We start from the raw sequence: 19,176 nt of genomic DNA on the forward strand, positions 1-19,176 counted from the left end.
GGTTTCTTGTTCGAATCGGCAGATATTGGACAGAATGACTGATCCGAAAATTCGCTGAACTACCGTGTTTTAACAAAAAAAATCATACAAGTACAATTGGCGTTGGCACTTGTTTTTCTCTATTATCTTACTCAAATTTATGGATAGCATACGCTTATCTCGATCTACTGTATTTTTCATTTGCCTCTCATTCTTTGTATTTCAATTGAGCGCCCAACAAACAGCACCAATTGTCAATGCAAAATTAGAAGGCGTTGTGAGAGACAGTATCAACGGTCGTCCTATAGAAGGAGCCACCGTACAATTAGAAACAGTAACACATCGTGCGAAGACTGATCACGAAGGATATTATCAACTAGTAACTGGACAAAAATTTCCAATCCAATTAACCATATCTTACATTGGATATAAAACAAAAACGGTAACCGTTTCCGAATCTCCGATCAATATCGTACTACAACCGTCAGAGGAAGAGCTGGAGGAGATCGTCGTGGTTGGTTATGGGAATCAAAAAAGAAAAAACTTTATTGGATCTATCGCTACTATTGAAGGTGATCGATTAGTAGATCGTCCGGTGCAAAGTTTCGATCAAGCCCTTATGGGACAAGCTCCTGGTGTGAGCGTGGCATTGCCCAACGGACAATTGAATAGTCCGCCCGTGATACGCATTCGAGGGACCAATTCTATTTCATTGAATTCTTCGCCCTTGATCGTTATAGATGGAATACCCGTCACAAGCGGACAAGTTTCTAGCACAAGAGCATCCAATAACCCATTGGCCGATATCAATCCCAATGATATCGAATCGATCAGCGTACTGAAAGATGCTGCCTCTACTTCCATCTATGGTTCAAGAGCTGCAGGTGGTGTTATCCTCGTGACGACCAAAAGAGGAAAACAGGCAAGTTTAAAAGCCAGTTACGATGGTTGGATTTCCATTTCTAATCCCACTCGAATTCCTAATGTTCTCAACGCAGAGCAATACACGGCGATCAAGAATGAATCGATCGCCAATGCGACTGCCATCGACGGAACGAATAGAAACCCCGTTTATTTCTTAAGTTATTTAGCCGACGGCTCATTGGTAGATACCGATTGGAAATCCTATGTATACAGAACAGGATTAGCGCACAATCAATCGGTTAATATCGCTGGTGGCACGGAGAAGGTTAACTATTATCTGTCTGCTAATACCACTGATCAATCTGGCTTTTTAGTAGGTAATGATTTCGCTAGAAATGGTGTACGATTCAACCTCGATAATCAAACGACTTCTTGGCTCAAACTTTCAGCAGGAGGAAATTATAGTAGCAGTAGCAATCATTCGTTTGACTCAAGTAGTTTACCTGGTGCTTCCATGACTACGACTGGTGCGACGCGGTTGGCGCTGGTATTACCACCTAATATTCCCGCTTACAATGAAGATGGTAGTTATCACCTCAACCCAAATAGCGGTACATTGGGATCAGGAGCTAATACGACAACTATTCCGCTCTATAATCCTGTATCTATTTTTGATCTTACGCGCAATCAATCCGACAATAGCCACTTCCTTGGGAACTTTAGCGCCACGGTAACGCCAGTAAAAGGATTGGTACTTACTTCGCTCTATGCCGTGGATCGCATCGATATTCAGGATGAAGCCTACCGCAGTCCGTTGCTGGGATCTGACGGATATAATACTGGCGGATCTGTCACCAACACATCTGTGAGTAGATTGAATCAAATATGGACAAGTACGGCGCAGTATAACGCAGCGTTATCGGTAGGACATACGATTAGTTTACTTGCGGGATCCGATGTACAGCGCAATAAGTTGTCCTCATGGGGAGCTACAGCCACACAAGCTACCGATGACTTCTTTGATTACTATCAAGGTGGTTGGCGCAATGTTGTGGCCGCTGGCAATCGGAGAGGAGAGCGCGTTTATGCTTCATTTTTCTCTAGATTCAACTATGAGTTTCAGAATAGATACCTGCTTACGGTCAACTTCCGCCGAGATGGAAACTCTGCGCTTGCCGCAGGTAGAAAGTATGGTAATTTCGGTGGTGCCGCTGTGGGTTGGTTACTTTCTGACGAATCCTTCTTTCAAAATTCTGGACTAGCACAGATCTTTTCTGATGTGAAACTCAATGCTAGTTGGGGCAGGGTAGGCAACGGAAATCTTGATAACGATTATAGCTCTTACGACCTGTATTCTGCTTCTCTGTATGGCAATGTGGGCACTTGGGCTATTAGTCAGCAAGGAAATCCGATGTTATCGTGGGAGACGAGCGATCAAACCAATTTTGGACTTAATTTCTCCACTTGGCAGCAAAGGCTAAAGTTTGAAGTCGCATACTTCAATAATAATGTCAATAACCTGATTCTGAATACACCACAATCGTTATCTAAAGGAATCCCAGGCAATACCATTTTAGCCAATGTAGGTGCCATGTATAACCGCGGACTCGAACTTGGTGTAAATGCAGATCTCATCAACAAGAAAGATTTCTCTTGGAATGTAGGTTTTAATTTCTCCGCGATCCGTAATAAGGTGACGGCATTGGCCGATGGCAATGCAGATATCATCGGTGCCACTGGAACTGGGAATACCAACGTAACTCGTGTTGGATATTCGATTGGAAGTTTATACGGATTGAAGACGGTTGGCGTGAATCCAGATAATGGACAACGTGTTTTTCTGAATGCCAAAGGTGAGGAGGTGCAATACAATGGTCTTGGGAAATGGACGTATTTGGACGGTACTAATGCCACAGCCTTATCAGGTAATGACTTTTACTTGTTGGGCAATGCGCTGCCAAAATGGTACGGTGGATTCAATAATCGAGTAGCGTACAAGAATTTAGAATTGGTACTCAACTTTACTTACGCTGGAGGTAATTATGTCATGAACCGTACACGTTCAACATTGACCGATCAGATATTTTTTAATAATTCAACAGAGATATTGGATCGTTGGACGGCACCAGGGCAGCATACCAATGTACCTCGTGTAGTTTCTGGAGATCGTATTTCCTTTGGTGGATCCACGCCGATATCAGAGCATGTGGAGAAAGCTGATTTCCTCAGATTACAGCAGGCTCAGTTAGCTTATACATTTAGTGATGCATTTCTTTCTAGTCTAAAGTTGAGTAAAGTACGTGTATTCGCACAGGTGAACAATGCTTTCCTATGGACTAATTATACTGGAATAGATCCTGAAGTTTCTTCCAACGGCGATTCGAACACGGCTCCTGGTGTAGAGTACAACACGGCTGGGCTAGGCCGCACATTTACCTTCGGTTTGAACCTTACATTTTAGAAAATCATGAACACAACAACAAATAAAAATAAGAAAAGGATTACAGGGCGTGTTTTACTTGTCGGAATTAGTCTGCTAAGTACGCTGGTTACACAGATTTCCTGCGAAAAGATTCTGGATACGCAGTCAGAGATTGCCATTAGTTCGTCGAGCGTATTTCAAACAGCGTCGCGGATTGAGGGGCTGGTAAACGGGAGTTACAAAGCTTTGAAGAGTGCCAATCTATATAGTGGTCGCTTGCTCATGTATGGTGATTTGCGCGGAGAAGAATTTGTAATACGTACCGAAAATGCACTGACAGGTGGATACGTATGGGAGCATACAACCACCAACCTCACTGGAGATGTCAATGAGTTGTGGGCACAATTTTACAGAGTGATTAATAGTACAAATATATTGATCGATGGTCTTAGCGCTACCACAACGGTGTTGACAGAAGAGAAGCGGCAACACTATCTTGGTGAAGCATATTTCCTACGTGCATTATCTTATTTCAATCTGGTGTCGTTCTATGGCAGACCATATGCTGATAATAATGGTACGTATCCAGCAGTTCCATTGCGTTTGCAACCAGAATCGTCTTCAGCGAATAATGATTTAGCGAGAAGCAGTACCGCATCAGTATATGCGCAGATTATTGCTGATCTGGATTTAGCGGAGAAAAACTTGCCGCTGACTTACGCAACACCTTTATTGAACACGACGAGAGCACACCGCAATACGGCTATTGCGCTGAAAACAAGAGTTTATCTCAACGCTCAAAATTTTGACAAGGTAAAGGAAGAAGCGCAGAAGATCGTGCCGCAAGAAGTAGCGCCATTCCAATCTACTAATGGCGTAACCAATAGATTGGTAGCAGACATTGCTACCATCTTTACGACTAACTACAGTTCCGAAGAATCTATATTCTCTCTACCGATGTCGGCTGAAGATCCACCAGCGGGATCTGCGCTTTCAAATGTGTTCTTTTACGCTCCCGACTTTGTGTTGAATAGCAGTTCGAATGGTATTATTTCAGAAGCATCGTGGCCAGAAGGAGATCGGAGAAGGTCTTTTGTTCGCTTTGACGAAACCTTACGACTCTATCTGCTGGCCAAGTAACTGAAAAGAAATCCAAACACGGATTATGTTCCCGTAATTCGTTACGCGGAAGTGCTACTTAACCTAGCAGAAGCAGAAGTGCGGAGTGCAAACGGGAATTTGCCGAAAGCCATTTCTTTGTTGAGATCTGTGCGCAATCGTTCGGATGCTAACTATGTCTTTCCGGAACAACGCCTGACATCGTCTAGCATTCTAGAAACCATTGGTAAAGAGCGCCGAATTGAATTTTTAGGCGAAGGGTTAAGGTCGTTTGACATCACCAGAAATCTACTTCCTTTCCCTACCAAACCTTCACTGAGTAGTTTTACTGCAAGACAAGTCAATCCTACAGATGAAGCTTACGTATTTCCATTACCGAACGGCGAGATACTCACCAATAGATTAATAAACAATTAAACACTTGATTTCATGAAGACATTATTCCACTCGATTGTACTGCTTTTCTTTAGTGTATCTTATATCCAGGCACAGAGTAAAGCAGATAAATTAAACTTGTCTGGCACCGTAGTGGGGCAGCCTAATGGCAAAATATACTTACAACGTTACGAAAACAAATCGTTTACAACGATCGACTCAACCAACGTCACCAATGGCGCCTTTAGCTTTAACAGTAAAGTGCAACTACCAGAAATATACGGACTTTCTCTAGAAGGATCTGGCGTGAATCCATTCGATTCGTTTATTATATTTCTAGACAAAAACCCAATTGTAGTTACGTTTGATCCATCACATGAATTTAAGAATACGGTTGTGAAAGGTTCTCACGAGCAAGATCTGCTAAAGGAATTACTCTCTAATCGTTCTCAAAGTTTGGAAGATAAATTGAAAGCTAATCCTAAATCCATTGCTGCTTTGTATTACCTTTATCGATATCAATCGTATAAGCTTACTCCAGCCGAATTACGTAGTAGTATCAAACTGCTAGATGCTGGCTTCAAGAAAACCGAATATGTAAAGGTGCTAAATGAACTTGCTGGTACTTTGGATGGTATCGCTGTCGGAAGTAAGGCACCAAACTTCACTGCGTATACTAAGGATGAGGTGAAGAAAGAACTTACCGACTATCTAGGACAAGGTTACGTGTTGATTGATTTTTGGGCGTCATGGTGTCCTCCTTGTCGCGCAGAGAATCCGCATTTAAGAAAAGTGTATGATCAGTATAAAGACAAGGGCTTGGAGATCGTTGGTATATCGTTGGATAAAAAGGTTGATCCATGGATTGCGGCTGTAGCGCAAGATAATTTGCCATGGCAACAAGTATATGATCCGAAAGCTTGGGCAGGCGATGCTGTGGTGAAGTATGGCGTGCGACTCATTCCTGCAAACTTTCTAATAGACAAAAATGGGGTGATCATAGCCAGAAACCTTAAAGGGGAGCAACTAGATGAACAATTGGCAGAGTTACTCAACAAGTAGTAGAGCATTCTTAAAATGGTTATAACGAAATCGGCGTATTCTAAGGAGAATACGCCGATTTTTAATGCTTTTATACTAGGAAACTATGATGCTTTAGGAAAACAAACCGAAATCTCTATCAACTTCTCGCCAAACGCTATGTTATAAAAAAGACCTGGACTGCGGACCTTGGTTGAATAACAAATCAATAACACTAAGATCTGGAACAAAACCTGTTTTCTCTTCAAATACCTGATAATACGGATTTGGATCTGTCATCAGACTTGGCTTTTGTGGTTTAGCATCTGTGCGCCAATCTATTTCGGCATCAATCTTCTTTACAAAACTCTCCGATAAGGCGATATCGCGATTGATTTTTAGTAATTTCAACAATAGCTCTAACTGTGCCATATTATAATCCAGCAGAAACTCGAATTCTTCGGTGTAGAAGCGAGTGAAATCATCCTCATAGTATTCGAAATAAGCAGAACTACGGTACGCCGTTTCTATACTCAGCCAATGTAAGCGCTGCCAAGGATGGTCGTAGTTAATGCGAATATCCTTTACTGGAACATGCATTTTCTTGCCGTGAACAATAGGGACAATCAGATCCAATCCACCATTTGCCGTACCGATACGCGTGCGCGTCCGGTACGTTTGTTTTGGGAAATGCTCGTGTTGTTCTATACAAATGCTTCCTTTATGTTGGTAAATAGCCTGAAAATAAGATACATTCGGCAGGTAAAAGGAGGGCAATAGTAATTGTTCTGTCATCGCTATAAATATCCAGTGTCAAGATGGGACAAAAGTAAGTTTATTTGAGGATATTTGTAGCTTAATCTACGGGCGACTTGATGAAAGAAAGAATATTGACGCTTATTTTGTACATTATTTCCTTGCTTCCGTTTTGGGTACTTTATCGTATCTCAGATCTGCTATTCGTGCTCATCTATTATGTATTTGGATACCGCAAGAAGGTCGTACTAGAAAATTTGCGCAACTCTTTCCCCGAGAAATCTGAAACAGAGATTAAACAGATCGCCCGTCGTTTCTTTCGTCATTTACCAGATATCATCGTCGAAGCAGTGAAGGGCAGAAGCATATCACGCAAGCAAGTGCTCGACCGGGTAGAATTGCTGAATCCCGAAGAAGTGTACCGACATTTTGAGCAGGGGCGAGGTGTGATGGGTGTCACCGCACATTATGCTAACTGGGAACTGGGTATTCATCGACTTTCATTAATGACCGAATATCCGCGATTAGTCATTTACAAGCCGTTATCCGATAAAGCTTTTGGCGGCGTGTTGAATGCGATTCGTAGTCGATTTGGTGCTACTTTGGTGCCGATGAAACAAATTCTTCGTCATTTAGTGAAGCTAAAGAATCAGCCTCATATATCTATGTTTGTAGCCGATCAGACACCTGGATATCAAGATTCTGACTATTACATGGATTTTTTGGGACAGGATACGCTTGTATTTACTGGTACGGAGCGCATTGCGAAAGCGATGGATGTAGCAGTGGTTTTCTGTGAAATACGTAGAAAGCCAAAACGTGGATATTATTCCTGTAAATTTACCACTTTGGTAGCGCATCCAAAGGAATGTGCTGATAAAGAAATTATACACCGACATACCGCTTTTACCGAACAAATTATCCGCGATGAACCTGCCTATTGGTTGTGGTCACACCGTCGGTGGAAAAGAAAAAGACGACAATAAATGACGACAAATTATCCTAAAGTTGCTATTGTGATACTGAATTGGAATGGAAGATATTTCCTAGAAAAATTTCTGCCTTCCGTTTTTAATAGTAGTTACCCAAACCTTAGTTTTGTCGTGGGAGATAATGCTTCCGTGGATGATTCTGTTGCTTTCGTTCGAGAATATTATCCTACTATACAAATTGTGCAGAATGCCGCCAATAAAGGCTTTGCCGGAGGATATAATGCTGTGCTAGAGCATGTAGATGCGGATTATTATGTGCTACTCAATTCGGATGTCGAAGTGACGGAAAACTGGATAGAACCCATGATCGCAATGTTGGAAAGTAATCCCAATATGGCGGCCGCACAACCAAAAATTCGTTCATTCCACGAACGCAACAAATTTGAACATGCAGGCGCTTCTGGAGGTTTTATTGATGCCTATGGTTACCCATTTTGCCGCGGACGAATGTTGTCGCATACCGAGGAAGACAAAGGTCAATACGATGATGCCATTGATATTTTTTGGGCGACTGGTGCCGCGTTATTTATAAAAGCACATGCGTGGCGTGCTTCTGGAGGTTTCGATGCCGATTTCTTCGCACACATGGAAGAGATTGACCTCTGCTGGAGGTTGAAACGTATGGGATTTCGAATTGGCGTTTGCCCCAGCTCCGTAGTATACCACGTAGGTGGTGGTACGCTAAATAAAAGTAATCCCCGAAAAACCTTTCTCAACTTTCGCAATAACTTAATGATGTTGCAAAAAAACTTGCCATTTTCGTCCGCCTTTCGGGTGATTTTTATACGCCTGTGGTTGGATTTGCTGGCTCTGCTGCAATTTCTATTTAAAGGTAAATTGGGTGATGTGTGGGCAATCAGTCGCGCCCATCAAGAATTCTTTTGGTATTTCTTCCGTACAGCATCTAAGCGTAAACATTTGTTAGGCCCTTTTCTTCGGCAGGGTTATTATAAAAAACTACTCATTTCTGCTTATTTTTTAGGTGGCAAAAAGAAGTTTTCTAGTTTATCTCGGAAAGACTTCATTCCGTAGAATTCCTATTTATTTTGTATTTTCGTCGACTATGTCGATGGATGTGAAACAACGGATTGCAGAATTGACTGCAACGCTAAATGAATACAATTACCAATATTATGTGTTGGCCAACTCAGCAATATCTGACTTTGATTTCGATCAGAAGCTAGCCGAATTAGATCGTTTAGAAAAAGCACATCCTGAGTTTCTAGATCCCAATTCACCGACCCAAAAAGTAGGCGGCGATATTACCAGCAAGTTTGAGACGGTGCCACATCGTTGGCCGATGCTATCCTTAGGAAATACTTACAATGAGCAGGAGCTTAAAGAATTTGACACGCGTGTGCGAAAAGCCGTAGGAGACGACGTGTCTTATGTGTGCGAACTCAAGTTTGATGGCTTGTCGATTGCGATCACGTATGAAAATGGACAAATGCAACGTGCGGTGACACGCGGCGATGGACTGAAAGGAGATAATGTGACCGAGAATGTGAAAACAATTCGGCGCGTACCACATCAGGTAAAAGCGAAAGGATATCCAGATTCGTTTGAGATTCGTGGCGAAATATTGATGCATAAATCGGCTTTCCTGCGTCTTAATAAAGAGCGAGAAGAAAAAGGCGAAGTGACTTATGCCAATCCGCGAAACTTTGCCTCAGGTACGATCAAGTTGCAAGACCCCAAGGAAGTCTCGAAGCGTCCTTTAGACTGTTTCCTTTACTTTCTATATGCAGATAATCGCAGTAAATTATTTAAAACTCATTGGGAAAGTCTGGAAGCCGCCAAAGCCTGGGGTTTTCATGTTTCTGAGCATTCTAAATTGTGTCACTCTATCGATGAGGTGCTGAATTTTATTCATTACTGGGATAGCGAAAGGCATAATTTGACTTACGATATTGATGGCATTGTGATCAAAGTAAATGATTACGCCCTGCAAGAGGAGCTAGGCTTCACCGCTAAATCACCACGTTGGGCCATTTCGTATAAATACCAAGCGGAACGTGCCGAAAGTATCTTGAAATATGTTAGCTATCAGGTCGGTCGAACGGGTGCCGTTACGCCAGTGGCTAATCTAGAACCTGTATTATTAGCAGGAACGACGGTCAAGCGTGCTTCTTTGCATAATGCCAACGAAATTCAACGTTTGGATTTGCACGAAGGCGATGCCGTTTATGTAGAGAAAGGTGGCGAGATCATTCCTAAAATCATGGGCGTGATTACCGAGAAGCGTTTGCCTGGATCAAAAGCCATACATTATCCTACCCATTGTCCTGAATGTAATACCGAATTGGTGCGACAAGAAGGCGAGGCGGTGCATTATTGTCCCAATCATGCTACTTGTCGCCCTCAGATCGTAGGTGGTATGCAGCATTTCATCGGGCGCAAGATGATGGATATTCAAGGTTTAGGAAAAGAAACCGTTGAAGCATTGTACAATAAAGGTTTGGTGAACAAAATCTCCGATTTATACACCTTAGCCGATCGCGCAGAAGATCTGCTAACGATGGAACGCTTCGGGCAGAAATCCATCGACAATATGTTGCAGGGTTTGCAGGAATCTTGCCAAAAGCCGTTTGAGAAAGTGCTATTTGCCTTAGGTATTCGCCACGTGGGCGAAACTGTTGCTAGAAAATTGGCGCAGCATTTCAAGTCGATTGATCAGTTAGCGAACGCTACTTTAGAGGAAATAGCAGCCGTTTCCGATATCGGTGATCGTATTGCCGATAGTGTCTATGTTTATTTGCACACGGCGGCCAATCTAGAAGAACTAGAACGTTTAAAAAAGGCAGGACTTCAATTTGCGGTCGAAGAAAAAGAAGTTGTGCTCGCTGGAGATCATTTATCTGGCAAAACTTTCTTAATTTCGGGCGTCTTTGCAGACCATAGTCGCGAAGAACTAACCTCGATCATTGAATCGCACGGCGGTCGAATGTTGAGTAGCATTTCTGCCAAGTTGAATTACTTGGTGGCAGGCGATAAGATGGGTCCAGCTAAATTGGCCAAGGCCGAAAAATTAAAGGTTCCGATTATTTCGGATCAGGAATTGTTTCAAATAATTAATCAGTAATAACAGTATATACAGATAATGAGAGAATTACATGGAGCGGGAGTCGCATTAGTGACACCATTTCACAACGACGGATCGATTGACTTTGAGTCATTAGCAAAGTTGATTGAGCATCAGATAGCGGGCGGAATGGATTATCTGGTTTCTTTAGGCACAACTGGCGAAGTAGCGACATTGAGCAAGGAAGAGAAATACGCCGTTTGGGAATTTACGGCGAAGCAGGTGGCTGGACGAGTTGCGCTGGTAGCAGGTATCGGTGGTAATAATACGGCCGAAGTTGCGGCAGCAGTGGCTAGCTTTGACCTATCTGGTTATTGTGCGATCTTATCTGTTTCTCCATATTATAGTAAACCGACGCAAGAAGGAATTTATCAGCATTATAAAGCTATTGCTGAAGCAAGTAAATTGCCCATTATTCTATATAATGTGCCATCTAGAACGGGTAGCAGCATTTCACCGGCTACCACGATACGATTGGCAAACGATTTTGCGAATATCGTAGCTACCAAAGAAGCTTCGGGTAGTTTTGCGCAGTTTAGTGAAATTATGCGCGATAAGCCAGCTGATTTCTTATTAATCTCTGGCGATGACCCAATTACTTTACCGATGATGGCTTTGGGCGCTGTGGGGCTTATTTCGGTGGTGGCCAATGCGTATCCAAAACAAATTGCTGATGTTGTACATGCTTGTGCGGCCGGAGATTATGCTGGCGCGCGCGCTACGCACAGCAGCTTGTTGGAAATCACAGATCTTTGCTTTGTGGATGCCAATCCATGTGGCGTGAAATACATTTTACAGGAAATGAATATCGGTATAGATCATGTTCGTTTGCCTTTGGTACCTGCGAGAGCGGTGACCAAAGAAGCTATCAAACGCAGCATGAGCGCCTTAGCATAACAAGCAAAAGCCTATCATTAAAATAGTGATAGGCTTTTGTTTGGTAAAAAATTAAAAGTGTTAATTTAACACTTTTAATTTTTTTTAGTACCTTTCGTCCAGCAATTGCGTTTTAAAATATACTAACCACATATATCTATGCTAAATTTTTCAGACCATCCGCATACGCGTCTCAATATTCTCACGGGCGAAAAGGTGTTGGTATCGCCGCATCGAAGCAAGCGTCCTTGGCAGGGACAGGTAGAAGACCTTGTGCTAGAGCAGCGTCCTGCTTATGATCCTGAATGCTATCTGTGTCCCGGCAACAAACGGGCAGACGGTACAGTGAACCCAGATTACACCGATAGTTTTGTTTTTGTCAATGATTTTTCAGCTTTGCTGCAAGATACACCAAACGAGCAGTATAATGATTCTGATTTGTTGCAAGCCGAGAGCGAGCGCGGTATCTGCAAAGTGATTGCGTTCAGCCCACGACATGATCTTACATTGCCTGAAATGGATCAAGAAGCCATTGAAGCGGTGGTCGATTTGTGGCAGCAAGAATTTGCGGATCTTGCCAAAAATGAATGGATCAAATACATTCAGATTTTTGAGAATAAAGGAGCGATTATGGGTTGTAGTAATCCGCATCCACATGGACAGATCTGGGCGCAGGGAAATGTACCCGTAGAAGTTCAGAAAGAAGACGCGCAGCAGAAAAATTACTTCGTAAAGCATGGCAAATCGTTATTGTCTGCGTATCTGGACCTAGAATTACGGAAGCAAGAACGCATCATCGTTGATAATGCACACTTCGTGGCCTTAGTGCCCTTTTGGGCAGCATGGCCTTATGAAACGTTGATCGTAAGCAAGCGGCATGTAAGCAACATAGCAGAATTCACGGCAGAAGAGAAAGCGGATTTGGCAAAGACATTGCAAGAGTTGACGATCCGATACGACAATATCTTTAGTACTTCTTTTCCGTATTCTGCCGGGATGCATCAAGCATCGGTCAATAATGGTGATCAATCGCATTGGCATTGGCATATGCATTTTTATCCACCATTGCTACGTTCGGCTACGGTCAAGAAATTCATGGTTGGCTATGAAATGATGGCCAATCCGCAGCGTGATATCACGCCGGAATTTGCGGCCGATCTATTAAAAAAACAATCAACTATACATTACAAAACACGTCAAGATGGGTAAGCAGAATACATTAAAGGAAAGATACCAAGCCCTATTTGGGGCGGAGCCCGATCTGATGGCCAAATCACCGGGACGGATAAATCTCATTGGAGAGCATACGGATTATAATGAGGGATTTGTGTTGCCGACGGCAATTGATAAAGCAATTTATGTAGCGGTAGCAGCGCGCGATGACGACAAAATTGTACTCTACGCCGAAGATTTTTCAGAGTATTTCGAATCTACTGTAGATACAGTTAGCCCATCCGATAAAGGCTGGCCAAATTATATCTTAGGCGTAGTCGATCAATTAAATAAGCTGAACTTAGCCGTCAAAGGATTTAATTTATATGTGGATGGTGATGTGCCATTAGGCGCGGGTTTGTCCTCTTCGGCCGCGGTAGAATGCGCGACTGGATTCGCGTTGAATGAGCTTTTTCATTTCGGCCTGAGCCGACAAGAGATTGCGAAGATTGGACAAATGGCTGAACATACTTTCGCTGGCGTGAAATGCGGCATCATGGATCAATTCGCATCTGTGCTTAGTAAAGAAGATTTTGTGATCAAGTTAGATTGCCGCTCACTCGAGTACGAGCATGTGCCTTTGCTTTTAGGAGATTATGAGTTGGTGCTGTTCAATACCAATGTCAAGCATTCCTTAGCATCTTCTGCGTATAATGATCGCCGTAATTCCTGCGAACAGGGCGTGGCTTGGTTGCAAAAAGCATATCCTGACGTGCTGAGCTTACGTGATGCGACGGTCGAAATGCTGGAAGCGGTGGTAAAACCCAAAGACGAGGAAGTATTTACCAAATGTAAATATGTAGTTGAAGAAAATATTCGCGTGGAGCTCGCTTGTGAAGCCTTGAAATCTGGTAATATCGAAGAGATGGGCCGCCAGATGTTTGTCGCACATCAAGCGATCAGTCAAGATTATCAAGTAAGTTGTGCCGAGCTCGATTTTTTGGTGGATTATATGAAAAATCAGCCCGAAGCGGTAGGAGCGAGGATGATGGGCGGTGGCTTCGGTGGTTGTACGATCAACATTGTGCAGAAAGGACATGCAGAGCGTATTGCGAGGCAAGTTTCACCCGCATACAAAGAAGCTTTTGGCTTAGAACTTGAACCAATTTTTGTAGCAGCTTCCGGTGGATCAACTTTGTTAGCATAATCCGTAGGTTTTTTATAAAATAAAAGCGGCCGATCAGATGATCGGCCGCGCTCGTTTTTATTAAGTTGATGTGATTTTACTGGTTTAATGTGAATTTGGCGACTTGCGTATCGCGTGAGTTGGTACCTACAAACACTTCAAATTCACCGCGCTCTGCTACCCACTGCAATTCCTGATTAAAGAATTTAAGATCTTCCTCTTGCAGGGTAAACGCGATTTTCTTCGTTTCCCCTTTTTTGATAAGTACTTTTTCAAATTTCTTTAATTCCTTGACCGGACGTGTGACCGAGCCAACTAGATCACGAACATATAATTGTACGACTTCTTCACCATCCCAGTTACCAGAATTGGTAACATCCACTTGCACTTCAATCGTACCGCCTGCTGTCATACTAGTAGCAGAAAGTTGTGGTTGTCCGTAATCAAATTGGCTATAGCTCAAACCAAATCCGAAAGGATATAATGGTTCATTGTCTACGTCAATATAATTCGAACGGAACTTTTCAAACCACTTTCCTTTTGCTAGCGGACGTCCGGTATTTTTCTGCGCGTAATACAGTGGAAGCTGACCAACATGCTTTGGAAAACTAGCTGGAAGTTTACCCGAAGGGTTCACATCACCAAATAGCACATCGGCCACCGCTTTTCCTGTCTCGGAGCCACCAAACCATACATTTAAAATCGCTGGTACGGATTCACTTTCACCCACAATCGTCATCGGACGACCCGCAAAAAGAACTAAAACTACCGGCTTACCAGTTGCCAATAGTCTTTGCAATAAACGTTGTTGAATTTCTGGAATACCAATATCTACTCGGCTCGAACTTTCGCCAGACATTTCAGAAGCTTCACCCAAGGCAGCAACAATAACATCTGCATCTTTTGTCGCTGCCACCGCTTCTGCTAAGATGGATTCCTCATCGCGTTCATCACGTGGGATGGTACGTCCAAACATCGTGGCTCGTTCTTGATAAGCGGCGTCTTCTACCAAATTCGAACCTAGGTGCGTGATGATTTCTACTTTGTTGCCCAATGCAGCACGCATGCCTTCCACCAACGAAGGTGTATTGGCATGATCGGCACTTACGCTCCAAGTTCCCGGCATATTGCTGCCCGTATTGGCTAATGGGCCAATCACAGCTAATTTGCCCTGTTTTTTCAGAGGCAAAAGCTGGTTTTCATTTTTCAGTAATACAAAGGATTTGCCGGCAGCTTCACGTGCTTTTTGCAAATGTGCTGGGGTATAGATATCCGTTTTTGCGCGCTTTGCGTCAGCATTTTTGTACGGATCGTCAAACAGACCAAGTCGGTACTTCGCTTCCAGCACCGCACGACAAGCCGCATCAATCCGTTCTTGCGCGACTTTGCCTTCTTGTAACGATTTCTCGAGCGTAGTCAAGAATCCTTCTCCGACCATGTCCATATCCATTCCTGCATTCAGCGACAGTTTGGATACTTCTTGCAGATCTCCCAAACCGTGTTCCACCAATTCATTGACGCCCGTATAATCAGACACCACTAATCCTTTGAAGCCCCAATCTTGGCGCAAGACATCGGTAAGCAACCATTTATTAGCGCTGGCAGGAACACCATTTATATCATTAAAAGATACCATGATAGATGCTACACCAGCATCCACCGCTGCTTTGTACGGCGGGAAATATTCGTTGTACATCCGATGCAAACTCATATCGGTGGTATTATAATCACGTCCGCTTTCTGCCGCGCCATACAACGCAAAATGCTTCACACAGGCGAGCATCGCATCTTTTGCACGCAGATCATCCGATTGTAGTCCGCGAACCATCGCTGCCGCAATTAGACTTCCCAAATAAGGATCTTCACCACTTCCTTCGGAAATACGTCCCCAACGCGCATCGCGACTAATATCTACCATTGGCGAGAATGCCCAATGGATTCCATCGGCCGTGGCCTCTTTGGCGGCAATACGTGCCGTTTGCTGAATCAGATCCAGATCCCAAGAAGCCGCTAAACCTAATGGGATAGGGAAGGCGGTGCGATAACCGTGGATCACATCCATGCCGAAAATAATAGGAATCTTCAAGCGTGATTGCTTCATCGCAATTTCCTGCGCACGTCTTGTTTTCTCTGGTGTGCTCAGGCTGAAAATACCGCCGATTTTTCCTTCGGCAATCTTTTGTTCCACTCCCGTGGATACGACCGAGCCTGTCACCGCTTCACCAGCAGTTACCAAGTTGAGTTGGCCGATCTTTTCCTGCAAAGTCATCTTAGACATCAAATCGTCTAAGAATCGGTTCATTTTGGCATCATTTTGCTGTGCTTGTGATAAAAAAGGTAACGCTAAAGCACAAATTATCAATCGAAATTTACTTTTGTTCATATTATTCGTTTTTGCTTAAAGGATTCTAGGTGAACTGAATCCTAGCTTTTTCAATCCGGCTTTGATCTCTGGCGCTTCCATAAATAGATTCCACAATAATCCAGAACGGTAATTCTCGATCATCACGACGATCGGACCTTGATCGATCGCCAAATAATGCTGCGGAAACCAATCTTCTGTTTCCGAGTACGCATCATAAAAACCATATTTTCCCCACACCTTAGTACCTAAAGAGTCCATTAGATAATGGGCGAATGAAATACTTTCTTCCGGTGTGTATGGCATAGACGAAAGCGCTGCCGTTGGGCTGATCACACCGTGATCGTTATCCGGATGATGGGCATCATATCCTTTCAGCGAATAGCTGGCCGTCAATCCCCATCCTTTATCCGCACCATAGCCTTTGTAACCTTTTGGGTTTTCTTCTGCGTAGGCAATATTGATTTTTGCATGATTGCTTGTCACATCCCAATAATTAGCGCAGCGATCTTGCAAACCTTTTGGATCCAATCCTAAATACGAGTAGTGCGCCCAAAAAAGCGGACCGATCTCACCCGGTCGTGCATTGTGCTTGATGCTCAACGGTATATTTAGCTTTTCTGCGGTGGAACGAATCTCGCCCGAACGTGCCCAACCTTCATGATATACGGCTGTATCGATCGCGTGTGTAGGAGAGGAGGCTGCCAAAATATAAGTGACCAACCCTTCGTCGTAACCGCGTACTGGATGATTCATGCCGAAGTCTACCGATGGACTCCAATGCCAGAAAATCACATTTTGTCCATTGGTATAATGGTTCCAGTTTATGCCTTTCCACAGTTCATCAGCGCTGCTAGCCACGGCTTGCTCATCTTCCGAACCATTTTTCAAGTACTCGCGAATCGTAATTAGAGATTGTGCGAGGAAGGCTGTTTCAACAATGTCACCGCCGTTGTCTTTTTCACTAAACGCTTGCACTTTTTTGGTATCACCATGGTACCAATGTGCCCACGCGCCTTGAAAGCGTTCTATTTCCGACAGGTAATTCATTATATGCGCTAATCTTTTTACGCCTTCTTCCCGAGTAATAAATCCTCTTTCAATTCCTGTGATGATGGCCATGAGGCCGAAACCACTGCCACCAATGGTGACCACATTTTGATCGTTTTTCGGATAAATTCCATCCAAATGGATGCGCTCACGCGCCATGCCTGAAGTAGGTTCAGCGCCCTCCCAGAAATACTGGAAGGTGTTGCGCTGAATCTCGGTGAGCAAAGAATCATCTTTGCTACTGTGCTCTGTTTGTGTTTTATCGTCGTTGGCTTGACTACCGGTATTATTCTGGCAAGAAAAAAATAGAGTTGCCGCGAATAAAGAGAGGGTAGCTGTTGTCAGTTTCTTCATATATTTCTAGTAATTCGCTCTTTTGTGTATAGTTACTATCGTTGTTCTAGACCGACTAATTGTGGTAAAATGTCTTGTTGTGGCAATGGATAAGGATAGAAACGCCCCGAAGCAGGATACGTTCTTCCTTCGTAGTTTAGCTCAGTTGTACGATCATGGCGGATCAGATCATAGAAGCGGATACCCCATTCTGAACCGAATTCAGCAAATTTTTCTGCTAACACATTATCCAATGTTACACCCGAAATGGCTCCCAATTTTGCCCGACCACGCACGAGATTAACCGCTTCGTCGGCGCTTAATGCGCTACTCGACGCGCCACTAACCAACGCTTCGGCATGCATAAGCAGGACTTCTGCGTAGCGAATCACGATCATGTTTTTATTCTCTCCATAATTAGTACGGTCCTGCGTCAATTGCGTGGACGGCAAATAGTGCTTGCCACTTAGGAATAAATAACGTGGGTGGTTGTTAAATACATCACCTTCACGTGTTGTATTGCTTACGAATGCTGGTAATTCAGCATGAGCCGGATCACTTTGTAAGGCTTCGATTCCGCGTGGTGTAAATAATACGGTAGTCTCTAAGCGATCGGTTTCACCACGATCCAGCATGAATTTGATATATTTCTGACTTGGTTCGTAGAAACCCCATCCTTGACTGGCTCCAGCACGAGCCGGCGTCCAGCTACTTGGGCCATAAAAATCCCAAGGGAATCGGTACGATGTACCTGTTCCAGTACCTAAGTCTGAATATTGGTATTCCAACAGGTTTTCGTTATTCAGCTTTCCAGGTATCTTAAATAATTGGTAGTAATCTTCCGACAAACTATACAAACCACTACTGATAATTTCACTCGTCGCCTCAGCAACGGCTGGATAATTCTTGGCTTCCAAATTGGCCATCGCTTTTACGGCTAATGCCGTGTGGCGGGTAACGCCACCGCGGATGTCTGTGCGTTGGTTTGGTCGCATATCGGGTAATGCGGGTAAAGCTTCATCCATTAATGTGGAAATATGTGCCATCACACCTGCGAAATCCGTAGGCTCTACATTAAACATATCTGCCGGCACCGAACTTGTTGGGATTAGAATTGTTCCCCACAAACGCGCCAATTGCAGCAATTCAAATCCCTGCATCACCTTAATTTCGGCAATGTACTGCTGTGCCGTTTGCTCAGAAGCTCCAGCCTCTTGGTATTTTTGAATTTCTTCTATAGCGCCCTGCCAATTGATTAAGTCCGTATAGAGATTTAACCAAGTGGAGTTGAGCATCCAGAAATTACGATCGTAACGGTAGTTGTCTGCATTGGCAAATAAGGGTTGATCACCAAGACCACCTGCATTGATATCATCTCCGCGAACACCGATCAATGGTACCGTTTCCCATTGCATGGTATATAAGTCATTGTATGCGCCACGTGCCAGCAATACCATATCGGCACTTTGGGAATAGTCGATCTCATCCGCGATAATCTCGTTCTCCAGTGGTGCGTCTAGCGAACAGGAACTGGTAAATCCTAGCACGAAAAGCGCTAGAAAGGCACGAGGTATAGTATATAATTTTTTCATTTGAGTCATTGTTTTA

At 43.6% G+C, this 19,176-nt stretch carries 14 protein-coding genes; 10 read left to right on the forward strand and 4 right to left on the reverse strand.

What is annotated here, in order from left to right:
• Positions 1-139 precede the first annotated feature (139 nt).
• Genes GKO22_RS13045 through GKO22_RS13060 form a run of 4 tightly spaced genes read left to right on the forward strand, consistent with a single transcriptional unit; the run spans position 140 to position 5,821 of the window.
• Positions 140-3,304, forward strand: a complete 3,165-nt coding sequence (locus tag GKO22_RS13045; protein WP_166335725.1) for a SusC/RagA family TonB-linked outer membrane protein — start codon at positions 140-142, stop codon at positions 3,302-3,304.
• Positions 3,305-3,310: 6 nt separating this feature from the next.
• Positions 3,311-4,405, forward strand: a complete 1,095-nt coding sequence (locus tag GKO22_RS13050; protein WP_166335727.1) for a RagB/SusD family nutrient uptake outer membrane protein — start codon at positions 3,311-3,313, stop codon at positions 4,403-4,405.
• The gene (locus tag GKO22_RS13055) at positions 4,406-4,801 is read left to right on the forward strand and encodes a RagB/SusD family nutrient uptake outer membrane protein (protein WP_240920312.1); all 396 of its coding nucleotides are present in this window, start codon (positions 4,406-4,408) and stop codon (positions 4,799-4,801) included.
• A 12-nt stretch (positions 4,802-4,813) separates the two neighbouring features.
• Positions 4,814-5,821 carry a TlpA disulfide reductase family protein gene (locus tag GKO22_RS13060; RefSeq protein WP_166335731.1) on the forward strand — a complete coding sequence of 336 codons (1,008 nt, stop codon included), beginning with the start codon at positions 4,814-4,816 and terminating at the stop codon, positions 5,819-5,821.
• Positions 5,822-5,962: 141 nt separating this feature from the next.
• On the opposite strand, the gene GKO22_RS13065 is transcribed toward GKO22_RS13060, so the two are convergent.
• Complete coding sequence (locus GKO22_RS13065) at positions 5,963-6,574, reverse strand: WbqC family protein (RefSeq protein WP_166335733.1); 612 nt, start codon at positions 6,572-6,574, stop codon at positions 5,963-5,965.
• Positions 6,575-6,654: 80 nt separating this feature from the next.
• Between GKO22_RS13065 and GKO22_RS13070 the strand changes: the two genes are divergently transcribed.
• The 6 genes from GKO22_RS13070 to galK all read left to right on the forward strand — a co-directional run bounded on the left by GKO22_RS13070 (position 6,655) and on the right by galK (position 13,844).
• The gene (locus GKO22_RS13070; protein ID WP_166335735.1) at positions 6,655-7,521 is read left to right on the forward strand and encodes a lysophospholipid acyltransferase family protein; all 867 of its coding nucleotides are present in this window, start codon (positions 6,655-6,657) and stop codon (positions 7,519-7,521) included.
• Positions 7,522-8,559: a glycosyltransferase family 2 protein gene (locus GKO22_RS13075; protein ID WP_166335737.1), complete on the forward strand. Its 1,038-nt coding sequence runs from the start codon at positions 7,522-7,524 to the stop codon at positions 8,557-8,559.
• A gap of 31 nt (positions 8,560-8,590) precedes the next feature.
• Positions 8,591-10,609, forward strand: a complete 2,019-nt coding sequence (gene ligA / locus GKO22_RS13080) for an NAD-dependent DNA ligase LigA (protein WP_166335958.1) — start codon at positions 8,591-8,593, stop codon at positions 10,607-10,609.
• 18 nt (positions 10,610-10,627) lie between these two features.
• Entirely contained in the window at positions 10,628-11,506 is an 879-nt protein-coding gene (gene dapA / locus GKO22_RS13085; protein WP_166335739.1) for a 4-hydroxy-tetrahydrodipicolinate synthase, read from the forward strand.
• 138 nt (positions 11,507-11,644) lie between these two features.
• Complete coding sequence (locus tag GKO22_RS13090) at positions 11,645-12,694, forward strand: UDP-glucose--hexose-1-phosphate uridylyltransferase (RefSeq protein WP_166335741.1); 1,050 nt, start codon at positions 11,645-11,647, stop codon at positions 12,692-12,694.
• Positions 12,687-13,844: a galactokinase gene (galK, locus tag GKO22_RS13095; RefSeq protein ID WP_166335743.1), complete on the forward strand. Its 1,158-nt coding sequence runs from the start codon at positions 12,687-12,689 to the stop codon at positions 13,842-13,844. The genes GKO22_RS13090 and galK overlap by 8 nt, the downstream gene beginning before the upstream one ends.
• 76 nt (positions 13,845-13,920) lie before the next feature.
• Here galK and bglX read toward each other — a convergent pair whose 3' ends face one another.
• Genes bglX through GKO22_RS13110 form a run of 3 tightly spaced genes read right to left on the reverse strand, consistent with a single transcriptional unit; the run spans position 13,921 to position 19,160 of the window.
• Entirely contained in the window at positions 13,921-16,206 is a 2,286-nt protein-coding gene (bglX, locus tag GKO22_RS13100) for a beta-glucosidase BglX (protein ID WP_166335745.1), read from the reverse strand.
• A 15-nt stretch (positions 16,207-16,221) separates the two neighbouring features.
• Positions 16,222-17,589, reverse strand: coding sequence for a glucoamylase family protein (locus GKO22_RS13105; protein ID WP_166335747.1), 1,368 nt, complete (start codon positions 17,587-17,589; stop codon positions 16,222-16,224).
• Positions 17,590-17,624: 35 nt separating this feature from the next.
• Positions 17,625-19,160, reverse strand: coding sequence for a RagB/SusD family nutrient uptake outer membrane protein (locus GKO22_RS13110; RefSeq protein WP_166335749.1), 1,536 nt, complete (start codon positions 19,158-19,160; stop codon positions 17,625-17,627).
• Between the last annotated feature and the right edge of the window lie 16 nt (positions 19,161-19,176).

The organism is Sphingobacterium chungjuense, from assembly GCF_011316935.1.
GTDB classification, from domain to species: domain Bacteria; phylum Bacteroidota; class Bacteroidia; order Sphingobacteriales; family Sphingobacteriaceae; genus Sphingobacterium; species Sphingobacterium chungjuense.

Coding starts and splice junctions, on each gene's coding strand:
- dapA (WP_166335739.1), top strand. CDS start 10,628: ATGAGAGAATTACATGGAGCGGGAGTCGCATTAGTGACACCATTTCAC.
- GKO22_RS13065 (WP_166335733.1), bottom strand. CDS start 6,574: ATGACAGAACAATTACTATTGCCCTCCTTTTACCTGCCGAATGTATCT.
- GKO22_RS13045 (WP_166335725.1), top strand. CDS start 140: ATGGATAGCATACGCTTATCTCGATCTACTGTATTTTTCATTTGCCTC.
- GKO22_RS13105 (WP_166335747.1), bottom strand. CDS start 17,589: ATGAAGAAACTGACAACAGCTACCCTCTCTTTATTCGCGGCAACTCTA.
- GKO22_RS13060 (WP_166335731.1), top strand. CDS start 4,814: ATGAAGACATTATTCCACTCGATTGTACTGCTTTTCTTTAGTGTATCT.
- GKO22_RS13075 (WP_166335737.1), top strand. CDS start 7,522: ATGACGACAAATTATCCTAAAGTTGCTATTGTGATACTGAATTGGAAT.
- ligA (WP_166335958.1), top strand. CDS start 8,591: ATGTCGATGGATGTGAAACAACGGATTGCAGAATTGACTGCAACGCTA.
- bglX (WP_166335745.1), bottom strand. CDS start 16,206: ATGAACAAAAGTAAATTTCGATTGATAATTTGTGCTTTAGCGTTACCT.
- galK (WP_166335743.1), top strand. CDS start 12,687: ATGGGTAAGCAGAATACATTAAAGGAAAGATACCAAGCCCTATTTGGG.
- GKO22_RS13110 (WP_166335749.1), bottom strand. CDS start 19,160: ATGAAAAAATTATATACTATACCTCGTGCCTTTCTAGCGCTTTTCGTG.
- GKO22_RS13050 (WP_166335727.1), top strand. CDS start 3,311: ATGAACACAACAACAAATAAAAATAAGAAAAGGATTACAGGGCGTGTT.
- GKO22_RS13070 (WP_166335735.1), top strand. CDS start 6,655: ATGAAAGAAAGAATATTGACGCTTATTTTGTACATTATTTCCTTGCTT.
- GKO22_RS13090 (WP_166335741.1), top strand. CDS start 11,645: ATGCTAAATTTTTCAGACCATCCGCATACGCGTCTCAATATTCTCACG.